The following is a 12,816-nucleotide window of genomic DNA, read 5'->3' as shown; positions in this document are numbered from 1 at the left end:
CCAGATGCGCCACCGGGAACTGGTGCCGTCCCTGCACGCCGAGCCGCTCAACCCCGCGGTGGACTGGGCCGGTTCGCGGTTCCGCGTCCAGCGCGCCCTGGAACCGTGGACACCGCGTACGGGCGCCCCGCTGACCGCGGCGATCAGCTCCTTCGGCGCGGGCGGTGCCAACGCCCACGTGGTGCTGGCCGCACACCCGGCCCCGGAGGCCCCGCACACGCCAGAGGAGGACGGTCCCCGGCTCTTCGTGCTCTCGGCGAAGGACGCCGCCCGCCTCGACGAGACCGTCACGGCGCTGCTCTCCCACCTGGACGGGGCGGCCCGGGACGACAGCGCCGACGCCCTGGAGCAGATCCTCACCGAGGTCGTGGGTTTCCCCGTCGACCCCGGCGAACGCTTCGCGGAACTCGGCCTCGACTACCCGCGCCTGTCCGGGCTCGCCCTGCGCATCGAGGAGGAGTTCGGCGTCCGCCTCCGGATCGACGGGGGAACGACCCCGGCCGAGCTGACGGCCCGCCTCGCCGGAACCGGAACCGGAACCGGAACCGGAACCGGAACCGGAACCGGAACGGGGACAGGAACCGGCACCGTCACCGCCGTGGATCCCGCCGCGCTCGCCTTCACCCTCTGGTCAGGACGCGACCACCTCGACGAGCGGCTCGCTGTCGTCGCCACGACGACGGCCGAGTTCGCGCAGGCGCTGCGTACCGGCACGGACTGCTTCCGAGGCCGCAGGCGGCGCTCCGCCGCACCCGCCGAAGGTGACGACCTGCGCGAACTCGCGCGGGCCTGGGTCGAGGGCGCGGCGGTCACCCTGCCGGTGCCCGGACGTCCACGCCGGCTCTCGCTGCCCGGCTACCCCTTCGCCCGCGAGCGCCACTGGGTCGAGACCGCTCCGGCGCCGTCCGCGAGCGCGGCCGAAGCTGTCGAACTGCCGGACGGGTACGTGTTCAGCGCGCGGATCTCCACGGCGGAGCGGCCCTGGCTGGCCGACCACACCGTCGACGGCGCCGTCCTCGTCCCCGGTACGTACTTCGTCGACCTGGCCCTCCAGGCGGGAGCCGGGACCGGCTGCCCCCGGATCGCCGAACTCGTCACCCACACACCGCTGGCCGCCGGCGAGGCCGACCTGCGGCTCGTCGTGGACCTCGCAGGACCCGACGGGACGCGGGCCTTCCGGATCCACGCCCGTACGCAGGACGCCGAAGGCTGGACGGAACACGTCGCCGGGGTCCTCGCCCCCGCTCCCGAGGAGGCCCCGACCGCACCGCCGCTGCCCGAGGACGCCGAGGAACTCGACGTCACCCGGCTCTACGAGACCCTCACCGGGTACGGGCCCGCCTTCCGGGGCCTGCGCCGCGCCTGGCGAACCACTGACGCGGTGCACGCCGAGGTCGTCGTACCCGACGGCGATCCCGGTGCGCACGCCCTGCACCCGGTGCTCCTCGACGCCGCCCTGCACACGGTGGCCCTCACCTCGGCGCTCGACGGCGACAGCCCCTACCTGCCGTTCGCCTGGTCCGGCGTACGGGTGCACGCCCCCGGCGCGACCGCCGCCCGGGTGACGGTCGTCCACCACCGGGCCGACGCGGTCGAGCTCCGGCTCACGGACCACGCGGGCGCGCCCGTGGCGTCCGTCGACTCGGTGGTCCTGCGCCGGGCGGGCGCCACCGCCGAGCCGCTCCTGCACGTGGAGTGGCAGCCCGTCGAGACTCCCGAGCCGGACCCGTCGGCCCGCTACGCGGTCGTGGGTCCCGACCCGGACGGGATCGGCGCCGCCCTCGCCGCTTCCGGGGCGCGGCTGGTGCGGGCCGACGACCTGGACGCGCTGACGGTCGTGCCGCCGGTGGTCGTGCTGCCCGTCGCGTCCGACGGCCGGCCCTCGGACGTCCGGTCGCTCACCGCCGAGGTGCTCGACCGGCTCCAGACGTGGCTCGCCGACCAGCGGTTCGCCTCCGCGCGGCTGGTGCTCGTCGCCGCCGCCCCGGACCTGGCCACGGCCACCGCCTGGGGGCTGGTGCGCTCCGCACAGTCCGAACACCCCGGGCGCCTCGGCCTGGTGGACGCCGGGGACCTCACGCAGCTGCACCGGGCGCTGGGCTCCGACGAGCCGCACCTGCTCCTGCGCGACGGCCGGGTGCTGGGCGCCCGGCTGCTCCGGATACCGGCCGCGGCGCCCGTCGCCGAGCCCCAACGGCCCGGTACGGTCCTGGTCACGGGCGCGAGCGGCGCCCTCGCGGGGCCGGTGGTCCGCCACCTCGTGGAACGGCACGGCGTACGCGACCTGCTGCTGGTCAGCCGCAGCGGCAGGGGCCCGGCCGGCCTGGACGGGCTGGACGCCCGCATCGAGACGGCCGCCTGCGACGTGACCGACCGCGCCGCCCTGGCGGCCCTGCTGGCCGGCCGGCCGGTGACCATGGCGGTGCACGCGGCGGGCGTACTCGACGACGGGGTCGTCACGGCCCTCGACACGGAGCGCCTGGAGCGGGTGCTGCGGCCCAAGACCGAGGGCGCGGCCAACCTCCACGAGCTGTTGCCCGAGGCCCGGTTGGTGCTGTTCTCCTCGGTGGCCGGCGTGCTGGGTGGTCCGGGCCAGGGCAACTACGCCGCCGCCAACGCCTTCCTCGACGCGCTCGCCCACCAGCGCGTCGCATCCGGCGGGCGGGCCGTCTCCGTGGCCTGGGGGCCGTGGTCGGCCGACGAGGGCATGGCCGCCGACCGCGACCGCCTGGCGCGCGGCGGCATCGAGCCGCTCCCGTCCGACGCGGCCCTCGCCCTGTTCGACGCGGCGCTCGCCGGACCGCACCCGGCGGTCACCGCCCTGCGGCTCGCGCGGGGAACGGCGGCCGTCGTACCGCACGTACTGCGCGGCCTGGTACGGGTGCCCGACGCGCCCGCCGCCGCCGACCCCGGCCTCGCACACCTCGGCCCCGAGGAGCGGCGCGCCAGGCTGTCCGCGCTGGTCCGCGGGCAGGCCGCGGCCGTCCTCGGCTACGCGGGCGCGTCCACGATCGAGTCCGACCGGTCCTTCCAGGAACTCGGCTTCGACTCGCTGAGCTCCATCGAGTTCCGCAACCGGCTGGGCGCGGCCGTCGGCCTGACCCTGGAGGCCACGCTCGTCTTCGACCATCCCACCCCGGCCGACCTGGTCGCCCACCTCGACGAGCGGTTCGCCGGCGAGTCCGGGGCGACCGACCTGCCGACCCTGTTCGCGGCCTTCGACCGCCTCGCCGCCGCGCTCACGGCGGCGGCGACGGACGACGTGTCCCGCGACCGCACCGCGGAACGCGTCCGCGGTCTGCTCGATCACCTGACACCCCGTACCGCGGCGGAACCCGTCACCGCGTTCGCCTCGGCGACCGACGACGAGGTCTTCGCCCTGATCGACGCCGAGCTCGGCAGCCCGCTGCCGGGACTGGAGGAACGCTCCCGATGAACAACGAGGACAAGCTCCGCGACTACCTGCGCCGGGTGACCGCGGAACTGCGGTCGACGCGGCAGCGGCTGCGCGACGTGGAGGAGCGATCCGCAGGACCGGTCGCCATCGTCGGCATGGCCTGCCACTATCCGGGAGGTGTCGCCTCGGCCGACGACCTGTGGTCGCTCGTCGCCGAGGGCAGGGACGGGATCACCCCCTTCCCCGCGGACCGGGGCTGGGACCTGGACGCGCTCCACCACCCCGACCCCGACCACCCCGGCACGACCACCGTCGACCAGGGCGGCTTCCTGCACGACGCCGCCGGATTCGACGCCGGATTCTTCGGGATCTCCCCGAAGGAAGCCCTCCATACCGACCCCCAGCAGCGACTGATCCTCCAGACCTCCTGGGAGGCTGTCGAGCGCGCGGGCCTCGATCCGAGCTCGCTGCGCGAAAGCCGCACAGGCGTGTTCACCGGCGTCATGCACCACGACTACCCGGGCGCCCAGGGCGCGGGCAGCGTGGTCTCCGGCCGCGTCGCCTACCAGCTGGGTCTGCGCGGGCCCGCCATCACGCTGGACACCGCCTGCTCCTCGTCGCTCGTCGCCCTCCACCTGGCCGTACGGTCCCTGCGCCGGGGGGAGTGCGACATGGCCCTCGTCGGAGGGGCCGCCGTGATGGCCACCCCCGCCGCCTTCGTCGAGTTCAGCCGCCAGCGCGGCCTGGCCCACGACGGACGCTGCAAGCCCTTCGCCGCGGCGGCGGACGGCACCGCCTGGTCCGAGGGCGTCGGCGTCATCGTCGTCGAACGCCTGGCGACGGCCCTGGCCGCCGGCCACCGGGTGCTCGCGGTGGTCCGGGGCACCGCCGTCAACTCCGACGGCGCCAGCAACGGCCTCACCGCGCCCAATGGCCCCGCCCAGCAGCGGGTCATCCGCGAAGCCCTCGTGGACGCCGGTCTGGCCCCGGAGCAGGTCGACGCGGTCGAGGCACACGGCACCGGCACCCCGCTCGGGGACCCGGTCGAAGCACAGGCCGTGCTCGCCGCGTACGGCGGGCAGCGCGCCCGGCCGCTGCGCCTGGGGTCGGTCAAGTCCAACCTGGGGCACACCCAGGCCGCGGCCGGCGTCGCCGGGATCGTCAAGATGGTCATGGCCATGCGGCACGGAGTGCTGCCCAGGACCCTGCACCTCGATGCCCCGACCCCGTACGTGGACTGGTCCTCGGGCGCGGTGGAACTCCTGGCCGAGAACGTGCCGTGGCCCGCGGGTAAGGAACCCCGGCGCGCGGCCGTCTCCTCCTTCGGGGTCAGCGGCACCAACGCCCACGTGATCCTGGAGGAGCCGCCGGTACCGGTGGACGACGGGCAGGACGACCGGCCGGTGGCCGTGGCGCACGCGGTGGAATCAGCGGACGCGACAGGCGGAACAGACACGACGGACGCAAGGGCCGCGGCGGACGCCACAGACGCCACAGACGCCACAGACACGACGGACACGACGGACACGACGGACACAGCGGAAGCCGCGAGAGCCGTACGCTCCCTGACCTCGCCCGCCGGCCCCGGCCCCGCCCCCCTGGCCTGGACCCTCTCCGCCCGCTCCGATGCCGCGCTGCGTGCCCAAGCCACCACCCTCACCACCTTCCTGACCGGGCTCCCGCAGGAGCCGCGTCCCGAGGACGTGGCACTTTCCCTGGCCACCACCCGCGCCTCCCACGAGCACCGCGCGGTCGTCCTCGGCGCCGACCGGAGCGAACTCCTCGCCGGGCTGGCCGACCTGGCCGCCGGCCGGCCCTCGCCCGCCGTGGTCGAGGGGACCACCGGCCCGAGCGGCGGCGTCGCCTTCCTCTTCCCCGGCCAGGGTTCGCAGTGGCGGGGCATGGCCGTGCGCCTGCTGGACACCAGCACGGTGTTCCGGGAGCGGATCGAGCAGTGCGAGGCCGCCCTGGCCCCGTTCGTGGACTTCGAGCTGACGGAGGTCCTGCGCGGCGGAGAGGACCTCGACCGGGTCGACGTCGTCCAGCCCGCCCTGTTCGCCGTCATGGTCTCCCTCGCCGAGGTGTGGCGTTCCCTCGGCATCCAGCCGGCCGCCGTCGCCGGACACAGCCAGGGTGAGATCGCCGCCGCCTGCGTGGCCGGCGCCCTCACCCTTGAGGACGCCGCCCGCGTCGTCGCCCTGCGCAGCCGTGCCCTCACCGCCCTCTCGGGCCGCGGCGGCATGATGTCCGTCGCCCTGCCCTCCGGCGAAGCCCGGAGCCGGCTGCAAGACTGGGACGGCAGGCTGTCGCTGGCCGCGGTCAACGGCGAGACCTCCGTCGTCGTCTCCGGCGACACCGACGCCCTCGACGAACTCCTCGCCGCCTGCGAGGAGGAGGGCGTACGGGCCCGGCGCGTCGACGTGGACTACGCCTCGCACAGCGCCCATGTGGAGACCGTCCGCACCCAGGTGCTGGAAGCCCTCGCCCCCGTCAGCCCGCGCACCCCCGAGATCCCCTTCTTCTCCTCGGTGGAGGGCCGCTGGATCGACGCCGGCGACGCCTTCGACGCCGACTACTGGTACCGCAACCTGCGTGAGACCGTCCGCTTCGACGAGGCGGTCACCGCGCTCGTCCGGCGCGACTGCACCACCCTGCTGGAGGTCAGCCCCCACCCCGTGGTGACGACGGGCGCACAGGAGACCGTCGACGCCCTCGGCACCGACACCACGGTCGCCCACACCCTGCGCCGCGACGAAGGAGGCCCCGAGCAACTGGTGCATGCCCTGGCCCAGTTGTACGTGAAGGGCGTACGCCCCGACTGGTCCGCGCTCTGGCCCGGTGCACGTCGTACCGACCTGCCCACCACCACCTTCGTCAACGAGTCGTACTGGATGAGCGCCGACCACGGTGGAGGCGGCGCGGGCGCCCTGGGCCTCGACGACATCGACCACCCCGTCCTGCGCGCGGCCCTGCCCGCCGCCGAGGGGGCCGGGGGGACGGTGCTGACCGGCCGGCTCGGCCTGTCGGCCCAACCCTGGCTCGCCGACCACACCGTCGAAGGACAGGTGGTACTGCCCGGTGCGGCCCTCGCGGAACTCACCTCCCGGGCGGCCGACGAGACCGGCTGCGCGGCCGTCGACCAGCTCACCCTGCTCACCCCGGTCGTCCTCCCCGAGGCCGCCGACGTCCGGCTGCGCATCGACGTCACGGCCCCGGCCGACGACGGCTCACGCGGACTGACCCTGCACAGCCTCACCGGGGCGGGCCACTGGACCACCCACGCCACCGCCGTACTCCTGCCGGACGCCGTCGAACCGCCGGCCGACACCACCGCGTGGCCGCCGGCCGGGGCCGAACCCCAGGACGTCGACGCCCTCTACGCCACCCTGGAGGAAGCGGGCCTGGACTACGGACCGGCCTTCCGGGGCGTACGAGCGCTGTGGCGGGGCCGTGACGGGGACCTCCACGCCGAGGTCGCGCTGCCCGGCACCGACCACGCCGACGGGTTCACCCTCCACCCGGCGCTGCTCGACGCCTGCCTGCACCCCATCGCCGTCGGCGGGTTCCTCACCACGGGCGAGGGCGGCCGCCCCGCACTGCCCTTCGAATGGCAGGGCCTGCGCATCCACGCCTCCGGCGCCGACACCGTCCGCGTGACCCTGTCCGCCGCGGGCCCCGACGGGGTCCGGCTGGCCATCACCGACACCGCCGGGGCGCCCGTCGCGTCCGTCGACACCCTCGTGCTCCGCGAGCTCCCGGCAGGCGCCCTCGGCCGGCCGGACCGGGGCGACCTGCTCTGCCCCCGGCAGGTGGCCCGGACGCTGCCCGAAGGTGTGCGCGAGGACTACGTCGTACGCGACCCCGAACTCGCCCGGCGACTGGGGCAGCAGCCCACCGACGGCCCGGCGCGCCACGTCCTGGTGCCGGCTCCGGCCGGCGAGCCCGGAGAAGCGGTGCGTGCCGCACTCTCCCTCGTGCACGAGTGGCTGGCCGACGAGGGGCACCCGGACTCCACCCTCGTCCTCGTCACCCGCCGGATCCACCACGACGTGGCCGAGGCGACCGTCGCGGGCCTCGTACGGTCGGCCCAGCTCGAACACCCCGGCAGCTTCCGGCTGCTGGACCTGGCCGACCTCGACGAGGCCACCCTCGCGGCGATCCCCGCGGCCCTCGCCACGGACGAGCCCCAGCTCACCCTGGCCGCCGGAACCGCGACCGTGCCGCGGCTGGTCCGCGACGTCCCCGCGCCGGGCGGGAACGGTGTCATCGGCCGGACCCTGGTGACCGGGGCCTCGGGCACTCTGGGGCAGCTCGTGGCCCGGCACCTCGTCCAGAAGCACGGTGTACGCGACCTGGTGCTGGCCGGCCGGCGCGGCTCCGAGGCACCCGGCATGGCCGAGCTCACCGAGGAACTGACCGCCGCCGGAGCCGTGGTGCGGGCCGTCGCCTGCGACGTCACCGACCGTGCCGCCCTCGCCGCACTGGCCGACGGCACCTCGTTCGACACCGTCGTCCACGCCGCGGGCGCGCTCGACGACGGACTGATCACCGGGCTGACCCCCGAACGCCTCGCCCACGTACTCGGCGCGAAGCTCGGCGCGGCGCTCCACCTCCACGAACTGCTGCCCCAGGCACGGCTGGTGGTGTACTCCTCCGCCGTGGGCATCCTCGGCGGCCTCGGGCAGGCCAACTACGCCGCGGCCAACTCCGGCCTCGACGCACTGGCCCGCCGCCGCCACGCAGAGGGTCTGCCCGGCGTCTCCCTGGCCTGGGGCCTGTGGGACGCCACCAGCGGCATGACGGACGGGGTCGACCGGGCCAGTCTCGGCCGCTCCGGCTTCCGCCCCCTGCCCACCGCGGACGCCCTCGCCGCCCTGGACGCCGCCCTGGCCTCCGACGAGCCGGTGCTCGCCCCGATCCGTCTCGACCTCGCGGCCCTGCGGGCGCAGGGCGAGGAGATACCCGCGCCGCTGCGCGACCTGTCCGGCAGGCCCGTGCGCCGTACGGCCGCCACCGGGGGCGGCGCCGCCGTCTCCGAGCTGGCCGCCCGCCTAGCGGGAAAGACCGGGCCCGAGCGTCTGCGCACCCTCCTCGACCTGGTCGTCGGGCACACCTCGGCCGTCCTCGGACACGCCTCACCGGAGGCGGTCGACCCCGGCCGGGCGTTCAAGGAAGCGGGCTTCGGCTCGCTCGCCGCCGTCGAACTGCGCAACAGGCTCGCCGGAGCCACCGGCCTGCGCCTGCCGGCCACCCTGGTGTTCAGCCACCCCACCCCGACGGCGGTCGCCCGCCACCTCGACGAACTCCTCGCGGGCAGCGCCCCGGCGGCAGTTCCGGCGGTCCGTGCCGTCGCAGCCGACGCGGACGACCCGGTCGTCCTCGTCGGCCTCGGCTGCCGGCTCCCCGGCGGGGTGCGCACCCCCGACGACCTCTGGGAGATGCTCGTCCGCGAACGCGACGGCATAGGCCCCTTCCCCGACGACCGCGGCTGGCCCCTGGAACGCCTGTATGACCCCGACCCGGCGGCCCCCGGCAGCTCCTACACCCGGCACGGCGGCTTCATGGCCGACGCGACGGCCTTCGACGCCGCCTTCTTCGGGGTGGCGCCGCGCGAGGCCGTCGCGATGGACCCGCAGCAGCGGGTCCTGCTGGAAACGGTCTGGGAGGCGTGCGAGGACGCCGGGATCGACCCGACCTCGCTGCGCGGCACCCGGACCGGTGTGTTCGTGGGCTCCATGTACCAGGACTACGGCCGCCTCCTGGAGAGCGCGGCTGCCGAGGGCTTCCTCGCCGCCGGCGTCGGCGGCGGCGTCCTGTCCGGCCGGGTCGCCTACACCTACGGCCTGGAAGGCCCGACCGTCACCGTCGACACGGCTTGCTCCTCCTCGCTGACCGCCCTGCACCTCGCCGCACAGGCGGTACGGGCGGGGGAGTGCGACCTCGCGTTGGCCGGCGGGGTGACCGTGCTGGCCACGCCCGTTCCCTTCGTGGAGTTCAGCCGCCAGCGTGGACTGGCCGCCGACGGGCGGTGCAAGCCCTTCGCCGCGGCGGCGGACGGCACCGCACTGGGCGAAGGCGTCGGAGTGGTCCTCGTCGAACGCCTCTCCAGGGCCCGTGCCCAGGGCCACGAGGTACTGGCAGTCCTGCGCGGCAGCGCCCTGAACTCCGACGGTGCCAGCAACGGCCTCACCGCCCCCAACGGCGCCGCCCAGGAGAAGGTGATGCGCGCGGCCCTCGCCGCGGCAGGCCTGGTTCCCTCGGACGTCGCCGCCGTCGAGGCGCACGGCACCGGCACCGCCCTCGGTGACCCCATCGAGGCGCAGGCCGTCCTCGCCGTCTACGGCCAGGACCGGCCGGCCCCGCTGCGGCTCGGCTCGCTCAAGTCCAACGTCGGCCACGTACAGGCGGCCGCCGGCATCGCGGGGGTGATCAAGGCGGTCCTGTCCATCCGCAACGGCCTGCTGCCCCGGAGCCTGCACATCGACGAGCCCTCCCCGCACGTCGACTGGACCGCAGGTCAGGTCGCCCTGCTGGACCGGGCACAGCCCTGGCCCGAGGGCGTGGGCCCGCGCCGTATGGGCGTCTCCTCCTTCGGCATCAGCGGCACCAACGTCCATGTGGTGATTGAGCAGGCACCGAGTCCCACGCCCACCGGCACCACCGCCGCGGGTGACACGGACACGGTCACGGACACACCCATGGCCACGGACACCGCGGAGCCGCTGCCCGCCCTGGACGCGGTGCCCTGGCTGCTGTCGGCACGCTCCGAGCGGGCCCTGCGCGGGCAGGCCCGGCGCCTGCTGGAGTCGGACACCGACGACCTCCCCGCCGTGGCGCGCGCCCTGTCCACCACCCGGGCCCACCACCGCCACCGGGCCATGGTGACCGGCACCGACGCACAGCGCCGGCGCGCCGCGCTCACGGCCCTGGCCGACGACGGCGCGGCCGACGGCCTGCGCCGGGCGCGGTCGGCCGGGCAGCGGCTCACCCTGCTCTTCACCGGTCAGGGCAGCCAACTCCCCACCATGGGAAGGGGACTCTACGAGACGTTCCCCGTGTACGCGCGGGCCTTCGACGAGGTGTCCGCCCACTTCCGGCTGGACACCGGGTTGCGCGAGGCGGTCTTCGAACGGGACGACCTGCTGGACCGCACCCAGTACACCCAGCCGGCCCTTTTCGCCCTGCAAGTGGCCCAGTTCCGGCTGCTGTCGAGCTGGGGCGTCACCCCCGACAGTCTGATCGGCCACTCCATCGGTGAGCTCTCGGCGGCCTGCGTGTCCGGGCTGCTGCCCCTCGCCGACGCCGCCACCCTTGTCACGGCCCGCGGCCGGGTGCTGGGCGAACTGCCGTCCGGGGGAGCGATGGTGGCGGTACGGGCGACGGAGGAGGAGGTCCTCGCCGTCCTGGAGGGCCGCGCCGGCCGGGTGGACGTCGCCGCTGTCAACGGGCCCCGGTCGGTCGTCCTGTCCGGGGACGAGGACGAGGTTCTCGGCGCGGCCCAAGAGCTCTCGGAGCGGGGGCACCGCATCCGTCGGCTGCGGGTGGACGTCGCCTTCCACTCGTCCCGTGTCGATCCCGCCCTCGCAGAGTTCCGGAAGGTAGCCGCCGGGATACGCTTCGGGCGGCCCGCGGTCCCGCTCGTCTCCACGGTCCGCACCGCGCACGCGATGGACACCCCCGACTACTGGGTGGACCAACTGCGCGGCTCCGTAAGGTTCTTCGACGCGGTCCGCCAGGCCCACGAGAACGGGACCACGGCCTTCCTCGAACTGGGGCCCGACACCGTCCTCGCGCCGGCCGCCGAAACCTGCCTGCCGGACCGTCCGGTGAGCTCCGTCGCGTTCCTGCGCCGCGACCGCGAGGACGTGCGTACCGCCGTGGAGGCCCTCGGACTCCTGCACACCCACGGAGTGGAAGTGGACTGGCCGGCCGTACACGCCGGCCGGCCGGACACCTTGGCGCGCCTGCCCAAATACGCCTTCCAGAGCCTTCGCTGCTGGCCCGAGCCGGCCGCCGTGGCAGCGGCCGCACCCGTGCCGGAGCAGGCTCCCGCGCTCGGCCTGCTCTGGTCGGCCGTCGAGGACGCCGATCTGGGCGCCGCCCTCGGCCTGCTGAACCTGCGGGGCGACGAGTCCCCGGACCAGGTGCTCGTGGCCCTCGGCCGCCTCCGCTCGGGAGCGGAGGCACCGGTCCTGGAGGGCGTGCGGTGGAAGCGGATGCCGGAGACCTCCGTGCCCACCCTCGCGCACGATGTCCTCCTGCTCGCCCCCTCCGCGGGCGACGAGAGCCTGGCCGACGCGGTCGCGGGCGCCCTGGTCCGGCACGGCGCCCGGGTCCGCTCACACGGCGCACGGCGCCCGGACCTCGTGATCGCCCTGCCCGGTGCCGAACCGGTCGCGGAGGAGGGGGTGCCCCGATGGGCCCTCGTCGACGGCGACGGGGCGACACCCCACTGCGACCACGTCGTGACCCTCCCGAAGGAGTTCGACGTCCCCGCCCGCAGACGCCTGTGCTCGGCGATCGCCGAAGGGCGCCGGGAGACGCGGATCGAGCCGGACGGCATGTTCGTACGCGAGTACGAGCTGCTGGGCCGGACCGGCGTGTGGCGGCCCGAAGGCCACGTCCTCGTCGCCGGTCCCGCGGACGAGCTCACCCGGGCGACGGTCGACGCCGTGCTTGGTTCCGGGGCGCGCTGCCTGGTGGCCGGGGGTGCGGAAAGCACCCCGGAAACCCTGGAGTTCGGGACCGCCGAGGGCTCCGCACGACTCACGGCGGCGATCGTCCGGGCCGGCAGCGGATTCGAGGACGCGGCTGCGCCACTGGTGGCCGTCGTCTCCGTCGGGGAGCACGCGGACAGCACCCCGCGCGCACCGGGTACCGCGCTCGCCGTGGCGGTCCACCCCGACCTCGACCCCCGGGACGCGGTGACCGGACTGTGGCGGGCCATGTCCACAGAGGAGACGGCCGTACGCCTCGTGGGCGCCTCCCACGCCACACAGGCCGCGCCCGTCGCGGAGCCCGCGCGATCCGCCCCGGAACCCGATCCGGGCCCCGCCCCCCGGCCCGACCCCCACCCCGAGCCCCAGCTCCGACCGGAGCCGGATTCCGGGACCCCGGACGTGGGCGCCGAACTCCTGACAAGTCTGGCGGCACTTCCCCCGGAGGACTGGGCCGAGGCCGTGCTCGACGGCCTCCAGCGCCTCTCGGCCGCCGTTCTCGGGTATGAGTCCGCGTCCGAGATCGGCGCCGAGGACGAGTTCTTCGACCTCGGCCTTACCTCGGTCACCGCCCTCGAACTACGCGACCACCTCACGCGGTTGACCGATCTGGAGTGGCCCGCTGACCTGCTCTACGAATACCCGACCCCCCGCGAGCTGGCCGACGTCGTGGTCACCCGGCTGAAGGCGGATCCGGCCTGA

At 75.3% G+C, this 12,816-nt stretch carries 2 protein-coding genes (1 of these 2 only partly in view); both read left to right on the top strand.

The features are described from left to right. Positions 1-3,436, top strand: partial view of an SDR family NAD(P)-dependent oxidoreductase gene (locus ACZ6S6_RS28555; RefSeq protein WP_469707451.1) — the final stretch only. 3,674 nt of this gene lie to the left of the window's left edge; the window shows 3,436 of its 7,110 coding nt (coding positions 3,675-7,110); its start codon lies beyond the left edge, outside the window; the stop codon is at positions 3,434-3,436. Continuing rightward, positions 3,433-12,816 carry a type I polyketide synthase gene (locus ACZ6S6_RS28550; protein ID WP_469707450.1) on the top strand — a complete coding sequence of 3,128 codons (9,384 nt, stop codon included), beginning with the start codon at positions 3,433-3,435 and terminating at the stop codon, positions 12,814-12,816. The genes ACZ6S6_RS28555 and ACZ6S6_RS28550 overlap by 4 nt, the downstream gene beginning before the upstream one ends.

It is taken from the genome of Streptomyces sp. NPDC048671 (genome assembly GCF_055587045.1).
This window is presented reverse-complemented; position numbering and strand designations above follow the sequence as displayed.

Coding starts and splice junctions, on each gene's coding strand:
- ACZ6S6_RS28550 (WP_469707450.1), top strand. CDS start 3,433: ATGAACAACGAGGACAAGCTCCGCGACTACCTGCGCCGGGTGACCGCG.